Genomic DNA, 19320 nt, shown 5'->3' on the forward strand with positions numbered 1-19320 from the left:
AGTGGCCTCACCAGGAGTACGCCATGAAGAACCATGCAATAACTCTCGAAGACCGCTATTGCGCGCACAACTATTCACCGCTGCCAGTAGTACTCAGCAGCGGCAAAGGGATCTGGCTGTGGGATCAGGACGGCAAGCGTTACATGGACATGATGTCGGCCTACTCCGCCGTGAGTTTCGGCCATAGTCATCCTGCGCTGGTAGCGGCATTGAGCAAACAGGCCGGCCAGCTGGCGGTTGTCTCCCGGGCGTTTTATAGCGACCAGCTGGGACCATTCCTGCAACTGCTCTGCGAAATGACCGGCATGCCGAAGGCGCTGCCGATGAACAGCGGCGCGGAAGCCGTGGAAACGGCCATCAAGGCGGCCCGCAAATGGGGTCATAAGGTAAAAGGCATTGCCGACCAGACTGCCGAAATCATCGTGTGCCGCGGCAATTTTGCCGGCCGCACCACCACCATCGTCGGTTTCTCGTCGGAAGCCCAGTACCGCGACGGTTTCGGACCGTTTTCCGGCGGCTTCGTCAGCGTGCCGTTTGGCGATGCTGCTGCGCTGGAAGCGGCCATTACCCCGCGCACCGCAGCTTTCCTGGTGGAGCCGATCCAGGGCGAAGCCGGCATCATCGTGCCGCCCGAAGGCTACCTGGCGAAATGCCGCGAAATCTGCGATCGCCACAATGTGTTGCTGATTTGCGACGAAGTGCAGACCGGTCTCGGCCGAACCGGCCGCTTGCTGGCCAGCGATCACGACGGCATCAAGCCGGACGGTTTGATTCTGGGCAAAGCACTCGGTGGCGGCTTGCTGCCGGTATCGGCATTTTTGGCCAGGGAAGACCTGATGGCGGTATTTACGCCTGGCGACCACGGCAGCACCTTCGGCGGCAATCCGCTGTCGGCTGCAGTCGGCCATGCGGCATTGCGCTTGTTGCGTGATGAAAAGCTGGCAGACAACGCTCAGCGCATGGGTGAGCACTTACTGACTGGCTTGCGTGCGATACAACACCCGGCAATCCGGCAGATCCGCGGCAAAGGCCTGCTGATCGGCATGGATCTCGACCCGAGCTTCATTTCTGCCCGCGAATTCTGCGAACGCCTGATGCAACAAGGTATATTGTCAAAAGATACACACGACACGGTAGTGCGCTTTGCGCCGCCGCTGGTCATTACCGCCAATGATATCGACGCAGCACTGGAAGCTATCAGACATACATTTTCATCTTTATCTTCACCACCCGCCCACCTGACCGAAAGGAGCTACGCATGACCAACCACTTGCTGGACCATACCGCGGAGGACACATTCCTGATGTGCGCTCCAGACCATTTTGAAGTTTCTTACGTCATTAATCCGTGGATGGCTGGCAATATCGCGCATGGTAACCGTAGCGTCGCCATGCAACAGTGGCTGGCGTTGGTGGAAGCTATCGGACAGGTCGCTGACATCAAGATGATGCCGGCCATGCCGGGCGTTCCTGATCTGGTGTTTACCGCCAATGCAGGTGTGGTGTTGGGCAATAAAGTGGTGCTCTCGCGTTTCCGCCATGTCGAACGGCAAGCAGAGGAAGTCTATTTCGACGCAGCGTTTACCGCCCATGGTTTCGAGGTGCTGACCTTGCCGCCGGAATTGCCTTTCGAAGGCGCCGGCGACGCCTTGATGGATCGCAGCGAAAACCTGTTGTGGTTCGGTCACGGCCATCGTTCGGACATCGCCTGCGCCACCCGCTTGTCGGAATTGCTGGACATTGAAGTACAGCCGTTGAAACTGGTCGACGCCCGCTTTTATCATCTGGATACCTGCTTCTGTCCTCTGGCCGGTGGCTACGTGATGTATTTCCCGGAAGCGTTCGATGCGGCGTCACAAGCCGAGATCACGGCGCGCGTTCCTGCCGACAAACGGATCATCGTCAGCAGTGAAGATGCCCTGCATTTTGCCTGCAATACTGTCAATTCCGGTCGTCATATCTTCCTGAACCAGGCATCCGACGCCCTGGTCACGCAGTTGCAAGCGCATGGCTTCGTTGTACATCAGACAGCATTAACTGAATTCCTCAAGGCTGGCGGTGCGGCAAAATGCCTGACCCTGAAGCTGAATGAACCACATCAGGGCCTTACGCGGGCAGCCCGTCAGGAAGCTGCGTAATCAGCTAAGGGCCATACGCAAGCCATTGATTTAACGTATAATTTCTGGCATTGCCCTTGCAAACAACCCGGCGCTATCGGCGACCGGGTTTTTTGCGTTCTAACTGACCAGAGTACGCTAATGACGCCTTCCGCCACAACTTCGACCACTGCTTTGACCACTGAAGCCCGCCTGCGCCAGCTGCTGGCGCAACGCATCCTGATCCTGGATGGCGCGATGGGCACCATGATCCAGCAATACAAGCTGACGGAAGAAGATTATCGCGGCGGCCCCAACGGTCGTTTCATCGACTTCACCGGCCCCGGCCGCGAGTTGTTCGTCAAAGGCAATAACGAGCTGTTGTCGCTGACCCAGCCGCACATCATCAGCGCTATCCACGAGGAATATCTGGCAGCCGGCGCCGACCTGATCGAAAGTAATACCTTCGGCGCCACCACGGTGGCCCAGGACGACTACCATATGGCGCATCTGGCCTATGAGATGAACGTCGCCTCGGCGCGGCTGGCGCGTGCCGCCTGCGACAAATATTCGACGCCGGACAAACCGCGCTTCGTCGCCGGCGCACTCGGACCGACACCGAAAACGGCGTCGATCTCGCCTGACGTGAATGATCCGGCAGCACGCAATGTCACCTTCGACCAGCTGGTTGCGTCGTATCTGGAACAGACCCGCGGCCTGGTAGAAGGCGGCGCCGATGTGCTGCTGGTCGAAACCATTTTCGACACCTTGAATTGCAAGGCGGCGCTGTTTGCCATCGATACCTTCTTTGAAGAATCTGGCCTGCGCCTGCCGATCATGATTTCCGGCACCGTGACTGATGCCTCCGGACGCATCTTGTCGGGACAAACCGTACCGGCCTTCTGGAATTCGATCCGTCACGCCAAGCCGCTCACGGTTGGCCTCAACTGCGCATTGGGTGCTGCATTGATGCGGCCCTACGCCGAAGAATTGTCGAAAATTGCCGATACCTTCGTCTGTATTTATCCCAACGCCGGCCTGCCCAATCCGATGAGCGATACCGGTTTCGATGAAACCCCGGACGTCACGTCGTCGCTGCTCAAGGATTTCGCCGAAAGCGGCTTCGTCAACATCGCCGGCGGTTGCTGCGGCACCACGCCGCCGCATATCAAGGCGATTGCCGACACCGTCGCCAACATTGCGCCCCGCACCGTTCCGGAAACCACGCACGAGATGCGCCTGTCGGGATTAGAGCCATTCACCATCGACGACGACTCGCTGTTCGTCAACGTCGGCGAGCGTACCAACGTCACCGGTTCCAAGGCTTTCGCGCGGCTGATCCTCAACGAGCAATACGATGAAGCATTGGCGGTAGCACGCCAGCAGGTTGAAAACGGCGCGCAAGTCATCGATATCAACATGGATGAAGCGATGCTGGATTCGGTGGCGGCGATGCAGCGCTTCCTCAACCTGATCGCCTCGGAACCGGATATCGCCCGGGTGCCGATCATGATCGACTCGTCCAAATGGTCGGTGATCGAAGCGGGCCTGAAGTGCGTGCAAGGCAAAGCTGTCGTCAACTCGATTTCGATGAAAGAAGGCGAACCGGAATTCCTGCGCCAGGCGAAATTGTGCCGCCGCTACGGCGCAGCCGTGATCGTCATGGCCTTCGACGAAAAAGGCCAGGCCGATACCTACGAGCGCAAGATCGAAATTTGCGAGCGCGCCTACCGGTTGCTGGTCGATCAGATCGGCTTCCCGCCGGAAGACATCATTTTCGATCCGAACATTTTCGCGATTGCGACCGGCATCGAAGAGCACAACAATTACGCAGTCGATTTTATCAACGCCACTCGCTGGATTCGCGAGAACCTGCCGCACGCCAAGATCAGCGGCGGCGTCTCCAACGTCAGTTTCAGCTTCCGCGGCAACGATCCGGCGCGTGAAGCAATCCACACCGTGTTCCTGTATCACGCGATCAAAGCCGGCATGACGATGGGTATCGTCAACGCCGGCATGATGGGCGTGTACGACAATCTGTCTGCAGAACTGCGCGAGCGGGTCGAAGACGTTGTATTGAACCGGCGCGAAGACGCGACCGAACGCATGATCGAAATCGCCTCGACCTTGAAGGCTGGCGACAAGAAAGAAGAAGCGACACTGGAATGGCGTAGCGGCACAGTCCAGCAACGGCTGGCGCACGCGCTGGTGCAAGGTATCACGCAGTGGATCGTGGAAGATACCGAGGAAGCGCGGCAAGAATTGCTTGGCAACGGCGGCCGGCCGATCCATGTGATCGAAGGCCCGCTGATGGATGGCATGAACATCGTCGGCGACCTGTTCGGCCAGGGCAAGATGTTCTTGCCGCAGGTGGTCAAATCGGCGCGCGTGATGAAGCAGGCTGTGGCTCATCTGATTCCCTACATTGAAGAAGAAAAACGCCTGCATGAAGAGCTGACCGGCATTGCCGCCAAACCCAAAGGCAAGATCGTGATCGCCACGGTCAAGGGCGACGTGCATGACATCGGCAAGAACATCGTGTCGGTGGTCTTGCAGTGTAATAATTTCGAAGTGGTCAACATGGGCGTGATGGTGCCGTGCTCGGAAATCCTGGCAATGGCAAAAGCCGAGAATGCCGACATCATCGGCCTGAGCGGTTTGATTACACCGTCGCTGGAAGAAATGGCGCACGTCGCCAAGGAAATGCAGCGCGATCCGTATTTCCGCAGCGTCAAGATGCCGTTGCTGATCGGCGGCGCCACTACCAGCCGTGCTCACACTGCAGTCAAGATTGCGCCGAATTACGAGGGCCCTGTAGTCTACGTACCGGACGCTTCGCGCTCGGTATCGGTTGCGCAATCCCTGCTGACGCCGGAACAGCGCGATCAGTACATCAGCGACATCGCGCTCGATTACGAACGGATTCGCGAACAGCACGCTAACAAGAAGGCGGTGCCACTGTTAACGTTGGCGGCCGCGCGTGAGAATCGCACCCGGTTGCAGTTTGCGCCGGTCAAACCTAAATTCATCGGTCGCCGCGTGTTCAAAAACGTCGACCTGGGCACACTGGCGCGTTACATCGACTGGGGTCCGTTCTTCCAGACCTGGGATCTGGCCGGCCCGTATCCCGCCATTCTCAAAGACGAAGTGGTGGGTGAAGCTGCCAGCAAGGTATTCGAGGAAGGCCAGGCGCTGTTGAAGAAACTGATCGACGGCCGCTGGCTGACTGCCAATGGCGTCATCGCATTGATGCCGGCCAATACGGTGAATGACGACGACATCGAAATCTATACCGACGAAACCCGTAGCAAAGTTGCGTTTACCTACTACGGCATGCGTCAGCAAACCGTGAAGCCGGTGATCGACGGCGTTGCGCGTCCGAATCAATGCCTGTCCGATTTCATCGCACCGAAATCCTCCGGAATTGCCGACTATATCGGTTTGTTCGCCGTCACCAGCGGCCTCGGCATCGAGAAATACGAAAAGCGCTTTGAAGATGCGCACGATGACTATTCGTCGATCATGCTGAAGTCGCTGGCGGATCGCCTGGCGGAAGCTTTCGCCGAATACCTGCACGAGCGGGTGCGCAAGGATTTGTGGGGTTACGTTCCGGACGAAAACTTGTCCAACGAAGCCTTGATCAAGGAAAACTACAGCGGCATCCGCCCTGCTCCCGGTTATCCAGCCTGCCCGGAACACACGGTCAAGGCTGACATGTTCAAGCTGTTGCAGTGCGACGAAATCGGCATGCTGCTCACCGAGTCATTCGCCATGTATCCTGGCGCTGCGGTATCCGGCTTTTATTTTTCCCATCCTGAATCGAAGTATTTCGTGGTCGGTAAGATTGGCGACGATCAGGTCAGCGATATGGCGGCTCGGCGCAATGTGAGCAAGGACGATGTCGAGCGCTGGCTGGCGCCGAATTTGTAAATCGAACTTATGATCGAACTTGTAAAAAAGGGAGCGTTTTGAAACGCTCCCTTTTTTTATTCCTCTTCAGCTTTTAAGCAATCCGGTCCTCAATCGCCACCCAGGTGGATGAACTTGAACAGGAAGATCGCCGCAATAACCCAGACCATCACCGGCACTTGCTTCGCGCGGCCGGTGAACAGTTTCAAGGCTGCGTACGAGATGAAGCCGAAGGCAATCCCGTTGGCGATCGAATAGGTGAACGGGATCATCAGCACGGTGATCACGGCCGGCACGCTTTCGGTGCTGTCTTCCCAGTTCAGGTGCACCAGCTCGCGCAGCATCAGGCCGGCGACATAGAACAATGCCGGTGCGGTGGCGTAGGCTGGCACGGCGCCGGCCAGCGGCGAGATGAACAGGCAAGCCAGGAACAGGATGCCGACCGCCAGCGAGGTCAAACCGGTACGGCCGCCAGCCTGCACCCCCGCAGCACTTTCGACATAGGCGGTGGTGCTGGATGTACCCAGCAAAGTGCCGGCGACAATCGCCGTGCTGTCTGCCAGCAAAGCCTTGTTAAGACGCGCCATCTTACCGTTGACCAGCAAGCCGGCACGGTTCGCCACACCCATCATGGTGCCGGTCGCATCGAACATCTCGACCAGGAAGAACACCAGCACGATGTTCAGGATACCCATGGACAAGGCGCCCATGATGTCGAGCTTGAACAGGGTCGGCTCGATCGATGGCGGCATCGCCACCACGCCGGTGAAGGTATTGCCGCCGACCACAAAGCTCAGTACGGTAACGGTCAGGATGCCGATCAGGATCGCGCCCTTGACCTTGAGGTGATCCAGCACCACGATCAGCAGGAAGCCGATAATCGACAGGATCACCGGGATTTGGTGCAGATCGCCGATTTGCACGAAAGTAGCCGGATTGGCGACCACCAGGCCCGAGCTCTTGAGCGCGATGAAACCCAGGAACAAGCCGATACCGGCGGTAATCGCAATCCGTATCGTGGGTGGAATGCCGTTGACGATCATGCCGCGGATACCGACCAGGCTGACGATGATGAACAGGCAACCGGAAATGAACACGGCGCCCAGCGCCACTTCCCACGAAACACCCATGCCCTTCACCACCGCATAGGCAAAGTAGGCGTTGAGACCCATGCCGGGCGCCAGCGCAATCGGATAATTGGCGTACAAGGCCATGATCAGGGTCCCGATGGCGGCTGCCACACAGGTGGCGACGAAGACGGCGCCCTTCGGCATGCCGGCATCGCCCAGGATGGCCGGGTTGACGAAGATGATGTAAGCCATCGTCAGGAAAGTGGTGAGTCCGGCGATCAGTTCGGTGCGCACGTCCGTGCCGTTTTCTTTAAGCTTGAAAAAATTCTCGAGCAGCTGCATTGTGTATGTCTCCTTGATTATTGTTGTTTTTGGTTTTCTGGCTGCCGTGTTGCGCCGCTTGATGCGGAGTTCCGGCAAAATACTGTGCTACGGGATGGGGTCACAATTATGCTCCGTTGGAAATATTGATTATTCAGGAGTGATGATAACCGCTCCCGCTACCGCATTGATAGCCCTGCAATTGTGGCCTCCAAAGATTTTTCCGCGCCTGAAATGCTTTGAAAATTATCAAATACGTCAATAATCGGTCATCGATCAAAAATGTCGCTCCGGCAATACCTATATTTGCCAAATGGAATTACTTATGCGTTCTCTATTCCATTTTAAAGATACCTGACATTAGCCGTATCGCTATATGGAGCTGCGGCGCAAATGCTAATCTGGGGTCATAATTAATAGACCGTTGCAAAGTCAGTCTGGCCACATGTAACGAGCGGTAGAGCCCACAGGCAATACCGGCGATACGGCCCCGAAGACACGGTTTTTGCAACAGTCGCCACTCGATTGGAGATTGTCTTGTCTACGCCCGCACCTAATTCCACGGCCGAGAATGTCATCCGCTTCTACTACCGTGGCGAAATCCACACTGTAGATCAGGCAGCGCCTACCCGCACCATCTTGCAACACCTGCGGGAAGACCTGCACTGCACCGGCAGCAAGGAAGGTTGCGCCGAAGGCGATTGCGGCGCCTGCACTGTCGTCATCGGCGAACAGACTGCGAATGGCGTCACACTCAAATCAGTCAACTCCTGTATCCAGTTTCTGCCGACACTGGATGGCAAAGCCTTGTATACAGTTGAAGACCTGAAGCAAGCCAACGGCGCATTGCATCCGGTCCAGCAAGCCATGGTTGAGTGCCACGGCTCGCAATGCGGTTTCTGCACGCCGGGTTTTGTGATGTCGCTGTGGGACCTGTATCTGAAAAACGATGGCAGCCAGGTTCCGGCGTGCAAGTCCGCTGGAACTGCCGCCAATGCAGGTGCATGCCAGCCATTGCAACGCAAGGATATCGACATCGCGTTATCCGGCAACCTGTGCCGCTGCACCGGCTACCGCCCGATCATCGACGCCGCACACCGGATGGGCGAATTGCCGGCAGTCGGCTTCGATCGTGAAGCCTTGCAACATGCGCTGCAGCCTTTGCAGCGTGACGACATATTCGTCTACAAGCACGGTGACCAGACTTTTTACGCACCGCGCACGCTGGCGCAACTGGTGGAAGTACGCGCCGCCAAGCCGAACGCACGCATCCTGGCAGGCTCGACAGATGTCGGCCTGTGGGTAACCAAGCAGATGCGCGATCTGGGCGACATCATCTACCTCGGCCAGGTGACTGAACTGAACGCGATGGTCACACGCGACGGACAACTTGAAATCGGGGCTGGCGTAACGCTGAACGATGCCTACGCCGAGATCTGCAAGATCTATCCGGAATTATCTGAAATGTGGCAACGCTTTGCCTCGCTGCCGATCCGCAATGCCGGCACCCTCGGCGGCAACGTCGCCAACGGTTCGCCTATCGGCGACTCGCCGCCATGGCTGATTGCACTCGGCGCGCAAGTCGTTCTGCGCGGTCCGGCCGGGCAACGTGTGATGCCATTGGAAGCGCTCTACCTGGACTACATGAAAAAAGACATGCAGGCCGATGAATTTGTCGAAGGCGTACGGATTCCATTGCCGCATGCGGGACAACGCTTCCGTACTTACAAACTGGCCAAGCGTTTCGACCAGGACATTTCAGCCGTCTGCGCAGCGTTTTCCGTCACCCTCGACGGCGATAAGATCAGCGATATCCGGATCGCCTTCGGTGGCATGGCGGCCACGCCAAAGCGTGCTGCACTGACCGAAGCTGCATTGCGCGGGCAGGTCTGGACTGAAAGCGTGATGGAAGCCGCGGTAGCGCTGATGACCGACGATTACAAACCGCTCTCCGACATGCGCGCCTCCGCCGAATATCGGATGAAGACGTCGCAAAACCTGCTGCGCCGGTTCTGGCTGGAAACCCGTGTCGATGCGCCATTGCGTACCGATCAGGTGAATCCTTTCGTGTGCGCTTGAGTTGACAATAAGTTCACAGCCGGCAAAAACAAAGAGTAGACATCATGAATAAGCAAACTGAAGTTTTTATGAAAACCGCGCCGCAAGACAGCAGCACTGCCTGGGCGGAAGTCGGTCAATCGCATCCGCACGAATCGGCGATATTGCACGTGCTGGGCGAAGCCACCTACACCGACGACATCCCGGAAGCGCAAGGCACATTGCACGCCGCGCTCGGCATGTCGCAAAAAGCTCATGCCCGGATTCGCTCGATCAACCTCGATGCCGTGCGCAGCGCACCTGGCGTGGTGGCAGTATTCACTGAGGCCGACATCCCCGGCACCAACGATTGCGGTCCTATCCTTCACGACGATCCTATCCTGGCCAAGGGCTTGGTCGAATATGTGGGGCAGCCAATCTTCGCGGTAGTCGCTGACAGCCACGACAACGCCCGCCGGGCGGTGCGCAAGGTAGTCATCGATTATGAAGAACTGCCAGCCATCCTGACGCCACAAGCGGCGCATGCGGCAAAATCCTATGTATTGCCGCCGATGCACCTGGCGCGCGGCAATGCGCAGAAAGCTTTCGAGAGCGCACCGCATCGTGCCAGTGGCCAGTTGTATGTCGGCGGCCAGGAACAGTTTTACCTGGAAGGCCAGATTTCCTACGCTATTCCGAAAGAACAAAATGGTATGCTGGTGCTATGTTCGACCCAGCATCCGACCGAAATGCAGCACGTAGTGGCGCACGCGCTGGACGTGCATTCGCATAACATCGTGGTGGAATGCCGGCGCATGGGAGGTGGCTTCGGCGGTAAGGAATCGCAATCGGCATTGTGGGCGGCGGTGGCGGCAATTGCGGCGGCCAAGTTGAAGCGCCCGGTCAAGCTGCGCGCCGACCGCGACGACGACATGATGGTCACCGGCAAACGCCATTGCTTCTATTACGATTACGAAGTGGGTTACGACGATGCCGGCCGGATAGTCGCTGCAAAAGTCGACATGGTGAGCCGCGCCGGTTTTTCGGCTGACTTGTCGGCGCCGGTAGCAACCCGTGCAGTCTGCCATTTCGACAATACCTACTATCTGTCCGATGTCGACATCAAGGCTAGTTGCGGCAAGACCAATACCCAGTCGAACACAGCGTTCCGTGGTTTTGGCGGTCCGCAGGGTGCGATTGCGATTGAATACATCGTCGATGAAATCGCCCGCAACCTGGGCCGCGACGCACTCGATATCCGCAAGCTGAATTTCTATGGCCGGAACGATGAAGAAGGCCGCAACGTCACACAATACGGCCAGAAGATCGTCGATAACGTGATTCACGAGTTGGTGGCCGAACTGGAAGCCAGTAGCGAATATCGCCAACGCCGCGCTGCCATCGAAGCCTTCAACGCCACCAGCCCGGTATTGAAAAAAGGCCTGGCGCTGACACCGGTGAAATTCGGTATCGCTTTCAACGTCACCCACTTTAACCAGGCCGGCGCGCTGGTGCACGTGTACACCGACGGTTCGGTACTGGTCAATCACGGCGGCACCGAAATGGGCCAGGGTATCAACACCAAGGTCGCGCAGGTCGTGGCGCATGAACTCGGAATCCCGCTGGAACTGGTTCGCGTCAGTGCGACCGATACCAGCAAGGTCGCCAATACTTCGGCTACTGCAGCCTCTACCGGCGCCGATCTGAACGGTAAGGCGGCACAGGACGCTGCGCATACCATTCGCCAGCGCCTGGCAGAGTTCTTCGCCAAATTGCACGGCGGCGATGCCAAGGCGGTGACTTTCGCCGCCGGCGCAATTCATCTCGGCGAACACAGCATGGCATTCGGCGAGCTGGCGCAAAAGGCATATCTGTCACGGGTTCAATTGTGGTCTGACGGTTTTTACGCCACCCCAGGCTTGCATTGGGATCCGAAAACCATGACGGGCCGGCCGTTCTCTTACTTTGCCTACGGTGCTTCGGTATCGGAAGTGGTAGTCGACACCTTCACTGGCGAATGGAAATTGCTACGCGCCGATGCTTTGTACGATGCTGGCCAGTCACTGAATCCGGCGCTGGATATCGGCCAGGTTGAAGGTGCGTTCATTCAAGGCATGGGCTGGCTCACCACGGAAGAACTGTGGTGGAACAAGGACGGCAAGCTGATGACCCACGCGCCATCGACTTACAAGATCCCCGGCATTTCAGATTGCCCTCAGGATTTCCGCGTCAACCTGTTCAAGAACCGCAATGTCGAAGACAGCATCCATCGCTCCAAAGCCGTTGGCGAGCCGCCTTTGCTGCTGCCATTCTCTGTATTTTTCGCGATCCGCGATGCGATTGCCAGTGTCGGTGGCAAGCGCTTCAATCCGCCGCTGAATGCACCTGCAACCAGCGAAGCGATTCTCAAGTCGGTCGATGCTGTGCGCGCCATGGCGCGTGCGGCCTGATCCAGCGTACTTACCCATCATCGGGAGACTCACCATGAGCAACTGGCTGGATGCGCTAACCACGCTCATCACGCAACCTTCGCAAACCACCACGGCGATCCTGGTCACCGTGGCGCAGGTCGAAGGTTCCGGTCCGCGCGAGCCGGGCGCAAAAATGGTGGTGACGGCGGTCGGCCAGTTCGACACCATCGGCGGCGGCCATCTCGAATTGCAGGCGATCCGGATCGCCCGCGAAATGCTGGATGAGGGCTTGTCGCTTACCCGTGAGCGTCGCCTGCAACGGTTTTCCCTGGGCCCTTCGCTGGGCCAATGCTGCGGTGGCGTCGTGCATCTGGCGTTTGAACGGGTAACACCAGCCGCGGCGGATTATTTCAGTTTCCTGCAACGCCGCTTGCGCGAGGCCGAAGACAGCTGGCGCCTGGTCGCCCTGGATGATGCAGCGTCACCGGCGCTATGCGATGGCGATGGCGAACGCCTGCATGGACCGGGACGACTGCCGACCCTGCCGTCTCTATCGACGCCATCAGTCAACGCCTTCGGCGCCTGCCTGGTTTTGCGCGACGAAAACGGTAAACGCTGGCTGCTCGATGCGTGCCTGGCGACACGGCCGCAATTATTCCTGTTTGGCGCCGGCCATGTCGGCGCGGCGATCGTCAAGGCACTCGGCGATTTGCCATGCCGGGTGGTCTGGATCGATGAGCGAGAAGAAATGTTTCCGGATGAGTTACCCGCCAACGTCTGCGTCGAAGCTACCGATACGCCGGAAGCCTTGGTGGATAGTGCTCCGGCCGGCTCCAGCTTCCTGGTCATGACGCACAATCACGCGCTGGACCAGCGCCTGTCGGCGCAGATTCTGCAGCGTGATGGCGTTGCCTGGTTCGGCTTGATCGGCTCGAAGAGCAAGCGCATGCAGTTCGAGCATCGCTTGCATGAGCGCGGCATTCCCCTTGAGCGGTTGGCCGACATGGTCTGCCCGATCGGTATTCCCGGTATCGTTGGCAAGGAGCCGGCAGTCATCGCTGCCTCGGTCACCGCGCAGTTGCTGCAGGTCTGGGAACAGATCGCCAAACAAGAATTGACAGCGGCACCGCAATTGGGCTCGCAGCTTGTCAAAGAAATATAGCTCGATTTCAGTCGGGTTTAGTTCGGGTTTAGTTATTCATAACGCGTTTGTACGCGTTTTCATTCAAGGATAGTTTCATGGCAGCCATCAGCTTCAGCAATATCGATCAGTCCACATTGCAGGCATACCGCGCTAGCGTTCTCCATTTCACCGCCGATCCGGCCCATCATGCAGATGCTCATCAATGGCATGAGGATGGTTTGCTGTTGATCGCCGACGGCAAGGTAGTGGCGGCTGGCGACTATCAACAGTTGTCGGCGCAATTGCGCGCCGAACTGAAAACCGAACTGAAAATTCAGGATTACCGCGGCAAGATCATCTTGCCGGGTTTTATCGACACCCACCTGCACTATCCGCAAACCGACATGATCGCCTCGCCGGCGCCGGGCTTGCTGCCATGGCTGGAAAAATATACGTTCCCGACCGAGCGTAAATTTGACGATCCAGCGCACGCCGAAGACGTCGCGAAATTTTTTATCGACGAATTGCTACGCTGCGGCACTACCACCGCGATGGTGTATTGCACAGTCAATCCGACTTCGGTCGATGCCTTCTTCAATGCCAGCGAAGCGCGCAATCTGCGGATGGTAACCGGCAAGGTGCTGATGGACCGGAACTGCCCTGATTTCTTGCAGGACACCGCTGAAGGCGGTATCCGCGATACTGAAGAGCTGCTGAAAAAATGGCATAAGCGCGGTCGTCAGTTATACGCCATCACGCCACGTTTCGCGCCTACTTCCAGCAATGCCCAGTTGCAATTGGCGGGCGAGCTGGCACAGGCTTATCCGGACGTGTATCTGCAAACCCACGCTGCGGAAAATATCGATGAGATTGCCTGGGTAAAATCGCTGTTCCCCGATTCGCGCAGCTACATGGATGTGTACGACAAATACGGCATGTTGCGTCCGCGCTCCATGTACGGCCACTGCGTCTGGCTCGACAACCATGATCGTCAACGCATGGCGGAGACGCAATCGGCTATCGCGATTTGTCCGACTTCGAATCTGTTTCTCGGCAGCGGCTTGTTCGATTTCAAAGGCGCCGATGCTGCCGGAATGCCACTGTCGCTGGCTACCGATGTCGGTGGCGGCACCAGTTTCTCCATGCTGCAAACCATGAACGAAGCCTACAAGGTGGCGCGTATGGCAACCACTTATCTGCCAGCGCTACGCATGTTTTACCTGGCTACGCTGGGTGGTGCGCGCAGCATGCAACTGGAAGGAACGATCGGCAATTTCGTCGCCGGCGCCGAAGCCGATTTCATCGTGCTCGATCCGCAAGCCACGCCGCTACTGGCGCGCCGCAGCGAACGTACGGAAAATCTGGAAGAACTGTTGTTTGCGCTGGCGTTGCTGGGAGATGACCGGACTATTGCCGCTACCTATGCAGCCGGCAAACTGGTACATAGCCGGGCCGCGGCTAACGTGTAAGACTTATGATGGGCACAATGTGCCCGCTCTACGGCCGCAGCATGTACTTGTTTTCACTAACGCATTCATAGCGTTGCAAAACATTGCCACTGTCGTCGACACTCTCCAGATACACATCGAACTGCCACAGGCGCGCCATGTGCCGCAATATTTCATCGGTGCCGTCTGCCAGCGGCCGGTCATCGCTGCGGAAATGACGTAGTGTCAGGCTGCGGTCGCCGCGCGTGTTGACTGACCAGACCTGGATGTTCGGTTCGCGGTGGTTGATATCGTATTGGCGCGACAAGGCTTGCCGCACGTACTGGTAGCCAGCCTCGTTGTGAATGGCCGACACCTCCAGTTCGCTGCGACGTTCATCGTCCAGCACGGCAAACAGGCGCATGTCGCGTATCAGTTTCGGCGACAGGTATTGCGCGACAAAGCTTTCATCCTTGAAATTGCGCATCGCGTAATGCAAGGTGTCCAGCCAAGGCGTTCCTGCCAGCTCGGGAAACCATTCGCGATCCTCGTCGGTCGGATTTTCGCAGATACGGCGGATATCGGTCATCATGCCAAAACCGAGCGCATATGGATTGATGCCGCTGTAATACGATTTAGTGACTGGCGGTTGATATACCACGTTGCTATGCGAGTGCAGGAACTCCATCATGAAACCGTCAGTCAGCTTGCCCTCGTCATATAGCGTGTTGAGAATCGTGTAGTGCCAGAACGTGGCCCAGCCTTCATTCATGACCTGGGTCTGGCGCTGCGGGTAAAAATACTGCGCGATCTTGCGCACGATGCGAATCACTTCGCGCTCCCAGGATTCCAGCAGCGGCGAATTTTTCTCGGCAAAGTACAAAAGATTCTCTTGCGTCTCAGACGGAAAACGTCCTTCAACCTGCTCAGTCGCTCCCACCTTTTTTTCAGGCAGGGTGCGCCACAATTCATTGACCTGCGACTGCATGTAATCCGCGCGTTCGCGCCGCTGCGCCTGTTCTTTTTCCAGCGACAATTTTTGCGGCCGCTTATAGCGGTCGACACCGTAATGCATCAACGCATGACAGGAATCGAGCAATTCCTCGACCTTGGAAAAGCCGTAGCGTTCTTCACATTCCGCGATGTACATCTTGGCATAGACCAGGTAATCGATGATCGCGTGGGCGTCCGTCCACAGCTGGAACAGGTAGTTGCCCTTGAAAAAAGAATTGTGCCCATACGCCGCATGCGCCACTACCAGCGCCTGCATCGTCATGGTGTTTTCTTCCATCAGATAGGCAATGCAGGGATTCGAATTGATGACGATTTCGTAGGCAAGCCCCATCTGCCCGCGTTTGTAGTCGCGCTCAGTCATCAGGAAATGTTTACCGAACGACCAGTGCCGGTAATTCACCGGCATGCCAGCGGAGGCGTAGGCATCCATCATCTGTTCAGCGGTGATGATTTCCAGCTGGATCGGATAGATGTCCAGTTTGTAATTCGCGGCAACGCGGGCAATCTCGTCGTTATAAAGCTCGATAAGATCGAACGTCCAATCGGATGGGCAAGGCAGCGGTTGATTGATCAGACGGTCGTTCATGACTGCACCTGCTTTTCAAACAGTTCACGGAACACCGGATAGATCTCGCTGGCGGCCTGCACTTTTTTCATGGCGAATTGCGGGTTGACCGCAGCGATCTGCTGATATTCAGTCCATAGATTCTGCTCTTCGACCGTTACCTGGATGTAGGCGAAATAGCGCGAACGCGGCAGGATCTCCATTTCCAGCAGCTCCCGGCATTTCGGCGAATCGTCGTTCCAGTTGTCGCCATCGGAGGCCTGCGCGCCGTAGATATTCCAGTCCCCCGGCGGATAACGTTCGTCAATGATCTTCTTCATCAGTTCCAGCGCGCTCGACACCACCGTGCCGCCGCTTTCCTGCGAATGGAAAAAGGTATCTTCATCGACCTCATCGGCGCGTGTGTGATGACGAATGAAGACGACTTCGATATGTTCGTAGTTACGGGTCAGGAACAGGTAGAGCAGGATAAAGAAACGCTTCGACAAATCTTTCCGTTGCTCGTCCATCGAACCCGATACGTCCATCACGCAAAACATCACCGCCCGGCTAGACGGTTGCGGCACCTTGACCCGGTTCACATAACGCAGGTCGAACGGATCGATGAACGGGATACGCCAGATGCGGCCTTTCAGATGATGGATATCGTCTTCCAGGCGCTTGATTTCATCGCGCCGGTCATCCGGATCCGCTTTGAGCGCCTCCATCAGCAGTTCCAGTTCGCGCAGCTTGACCACCAGCGGCGAGCCGAGCGCAATCCGGCGTCCCAGCGAGCTGCGCAGCGAACGGACGATATCGATGTTATTGGGACTGCCGTCAGTCGAATAACCGGCGCGCATGTTTTTCCAGCTCGGCACCGCGAGCAGGTTGGTCTTGATCAGGCGCGGCAATTCGAGGTCTTCAAAGAAATACTGCATGAATTCTTCGCGCGATAACTGGAACACGAATTCATCTTCGCCCTCACCCTGATCGCTGGCCGAACTGCCGCCACCGCCGGCGCCGCCATCCGGTCGGGCGATGCGATCGCCTTGCAGATAATCCTGGTTGCCGGGATGGACCATCTCACGCTTGCCACCGGGACCGTGACCGAATATCGGCTCGTTGATCCCCTTGCGCGGAATGCTGATACTCTTGGCGTTTTCGATTTCCTTGATGCCGCGATCGCGCACGGCCTCGGTCACGGAGCGATGAATAGCCGCCCGGAAGCGCCGTAAAAAGCGCTCTCGGTTGGCAATGCTTTTGTTCTTGCCAGACAGTCTACGGTCGATTATCTGATGCAACACGGTCGGCTCTCCTAGGGTGAGTCGCTGGTACTTTTATTCAATACGTACCCAATGCGCACCTTACGACGATTTGCGCACGCGTAGATACCATTCGCACAGCAAGCGTACCTGTTTCGGCGTGTAACCCTTGCTGACCATGCGATTGACGAAATCCTCATGCTTGCGTAATTCTTCGTTCGACCCTTTGGCGTTGAATGAAATAACCGGTAACAAATCTTCGGTATTCGAGAACATTTTTTTCTCGATCACCACGCGCAGTTTTTCGTAACTGGTCCAGAGCGGATTCTTGCCGGCGTTCGAGACCCGTGCCCGCAACACAAAATTCACAATCTCGTTACGAAAATCCTTGGGATTGCTGATACCAGCCGGCTTTTCAATCTTTTCCAGTTCAGCATTCAAGGCAGCACGGTCAAAGCTTTCGCCGGTGTCATGGTCGCGGAATTCCTGATCCTGTATCCAGAAGTCGGCATAGGTGACGTAACGATCGAAGACGTTCTGGCCGTATTCTGAATACGACTCCAGATAAGCGGTCTGGATTTCCTTGCCGATAAATTCCGCATAGCGCGTTGCCAGCGTATCCTTGACGTAGGACAGGTATTTCTGCTCCAGCTCTTGCGGAAACTGCTCGCGTTCGATCTGCTGCTCCAGCACATACATCAGGTGCACCGGATTGGCGGCGACTTCGGTCGAGTCGAAGTTGAATACGCGTGACAATATCTTGAAGGCGAAGCGGGTCGAGACCCCGGTCATGCCTTCATCCACGCCGGCATAGTCGCGATATTCCTGGAACGATTTGGCTTTCGGATCGCTATCTTTCAGGTTATCACCGTCATACACCTGCATTTTCGAAAAAATACTGGAATTTTCCGGTTCACCCAGACGGGTCAGGATCGAGAACTGCGCCATCATTTTCAACGTGCCCGGTGCACAAATCGCCTTGCCCAAAGAAGACGTGCGTATCAGTTTTTCATAAATCTTGATTTCTTCCGACACCCGCAAGCAATACGGCACCTTGACGATGTAGATACGATCCAGCAAAGCTTCGTTATTCTTGTTGTTGCGGAATGCCTTCCATTCCGATTCGTTCGAGTGCGCCAGGATAATGCCGTCGAACGGAATCGCGCCAAAACCTTCGGTGCCTTTGAAGTTACCTTCTTGCGTAGCAGTCAGCAACGGATGCAGCACCTTGATTGGCGCCTTGAACATTTCGACGAATTCAAGCAAACCTTGATTGGACAAGCACAGCCCGCCCGAATAGCTGTAGGCATCGGCATCGTCCTGCGAATATTGTTCAAGCTTGCGGATATCGACCTTGCCGACCAGGGTTGAAATATCCTGGTTGTTTTCGTCGCCCGGTTCGGTTTTGGAAATGGCTACTTGCCGCAAGATCGACGGGTAGCGTTTGACTACGCGGAATTTGCGGATGTCGCCGTTGAATTCATGCAAGCGCTTGACGGCCCACGGACTCAGTATCGATCTCAGGTAACGGCGCGGGATGCCGTATTGTTCTTCCAGGATCGCGCCGTCCTCTTCATAATCGAACAGACCCAGCGGCGACTCGTTGACCGGCGATCCTTTAAGGGAATAAAACGGTACATGTTCCATCAATTGTTTGAGACGTTCGGCGATCGACGATTTACCGCCCCCAACCGGACCCAGCAGATACAGAATCTGTTTGCGTTCTTCCAGGCCTTGCGCTGCGTGCCGGAAATAAGCGACCACTTGTTCGATCACTTCTTCGGCGCCGTAGAATTCCTTGAACGCCGGATAAACCTTGAGCACCTTGTTGGCGAAGATGCGCGATAAGGATGGATCGTGGCGCGTATCAACCTGTTGCGGCTCGCCTATCGCCATCAGCATGCGTTCCCCGGCCGTTGCATAACAGCTGGGATCAGTCTTACAAAGCGCAAGATATTCTTCTAAGGAAAATTCTTCTTCTCTGGTTTTGTCGAACCGACTCGCAAAGCTGCTGTAGATATCCATATCACCCCCGCATCAACGATGTTGCGAAAACAAATTGAAGATTACTTCTACCGAGTTTGACCTCTTCAGATACTCGCAGTTC

11 protein-coding genes are annotated in these 19320 nt (G+C 56.6%); 7 read left to right on the plus strand and 4 right to left on the minus strand.

Annotated features, from left to right (window positions below):
* Positions 1-23: 23 nt before the first annotated feature.
* The 3 genes from rocD to metH all read left to right on the plus strand — a co-directional run bounded on the left by rocD (position 24) and on the right by metH (position 6025).
* On the plus strand, positions 24-1262 hold the full coding sequence (gene rocD, locus BM205_RS07720; RefSeq protein ID WP_092413940.1) for an ornithine--oxo-acid transaminase: 1239 nt from the start codon (positions 24-26) through the stop codon (positions 1260-1262).
* Positions 1259-2137, plus strand: a complete 879-nt coding sequence (locus BM205_RS07725) for a dimethylarginine dimethylaminohydrolase family protein (RefSeq protein WP_092413941.1) — start codon at positions 1259-1261, stop codon at positions 2135-2137. The genes rocD and BM205_RS07725 overlap by 4 nt, the downstream gene beginning before the upstream one ends.
* Before the next feature lie 120 nt (positions 2138-2257).
* Positions 2258-6025, plus strand: coding sequence for a methionine synthase (gene metH, locus BM205_RS07730; protein ID WP_092413942.1), 3768 nt, complete (start codon positions 2258-2260; stop codon positions 6023-6025).
* An 89-nt stretch (positions 6026-6114) separates the two neighbouring features.
* Here metH and BM205_RS07735 read toward each other — a convergent pair whose 3' ends face one another.
* Positions 6115-7416: an NCS2 family permease gene (locus BM205_RS07735; protein ID WP_092413943.1), complete on the minus strand. Its 1302-nt coding sequence runs from the start codon at positions 7414-7416 to the stop codon at positions 6115-6117.
* A 516-nt stretch (positions 7417-7932) separates the two neighbouring features.
* On the opposite strand from BM205_RS07735, the gene xdhA reads away from it, so the two are divergent.
* The 4 genes from xdhA to guaD all read left to right on the plus strand — a co-directional run bounded on the left by xdhA (position 7933) and on the right by guaD (position 14435).
* Positions 7933-9474, plus strand: a complete 1542-nt coding sequence (gene xdhA, locus BM205_RS07740) for a xanthine dehydrogenase small subunit (RefSeq protein ID WP_254783793.1) — start codon at positions 7933-7935, stop codon at positions 9472-9474.
* A 44-nt stretch (positions 9475-9518) separates the two neighbouring features.
* Positions 9519-11882: a xanthine dehydrogenase molybdopterin binding subunit gene (xdhB, locus tag BM205_RS07745; RefSeq protein WP_092413945.1), complete on the plus strand. Its 2364-nt coding sequence runs from the start codon at positions 9519-9521 to the stop codon at positions 11880-11882.
* A gap of 34 nt (positions 11883-11916) precedes the next feature.
* The gene (gene xdhC / locus BM205_RS07750) at positions 11917-13005 is read left to right on the plus strand and encodes a xanthine dehydrogenase accessory protein XdhC (protein ID WP_092413946.1); all 1089 of its coding nucleotides are present in this window, start codon (positions 11917-11919) and stop codon (positions 13003-13005) included.
* A gap of 77 nt (positions 13006-13082) precedes the next feature.
* Complete coding sequence (guaD, locus tag BM205_RS07755; protein ID WP_092413947.1) at positions 13083-14435, plus strand: guanine deaminase; 1353 nt, start codon at positions 13083-13085, stop codon at positions 14433-14435.
* Between the two features lie 28 nt (positions 14436-14463).
* Here the strand turns inward: guaD and BM205_RS07760 are convergent, their stop codons facing one another.
* The 3 genes from BM205_RS07760 to BM205_RS07770 are packed head-to-tail and all read right to left on the minus strand — an operon-like array spanning position 14464 to position 19238.
* Positions 14464-15993 (minus strand): SpoVR family protein, encoded by a 1530-nt coding sequence (locus BM205_RS07760; RefSeq protein WP_092413948.1) that lies wholly within the window; start codon positions 15991-15993, stop codon positions 14464-14466.
* Positions 15990-17255 (minus strand): YeaH/YhbH family protein, encoded by a 1266-nt coding sequence (locus BM205_RS07765; protein WP_092413949.1) that lies wholly within the window; start codon positions 17253-17255, stop codon positions 15990-15992. The genes BM205_RS07760 and BM205_RS07765 overlap by 4 nt, the downstream gene beginning before the upstream one ends.
* 60 nt (positions 17256-17315) lie before the next feature.
* Complete coding sequence (locus BM205_RS07770) at positions 17316-19238, minus strand: PrkA family serine protein kinase (RefSeq protein ID WP_092413950.1); 1923 nt, start codon at positions 19236-19238, stop codon at positions 17316-17318.
* Positions 19239-19320 lie beyond the last annotated feature (82 nt).

The sequence above is a fragment of the Collimonas sp. OK307 genome (assembly GCF_900113705.1).
Classification (GTDB): Bacteria; Pseudomonadota; Gammaproteobacteria; order Burkholderiales; family Burkholderiaceae_D; genus Collimonas.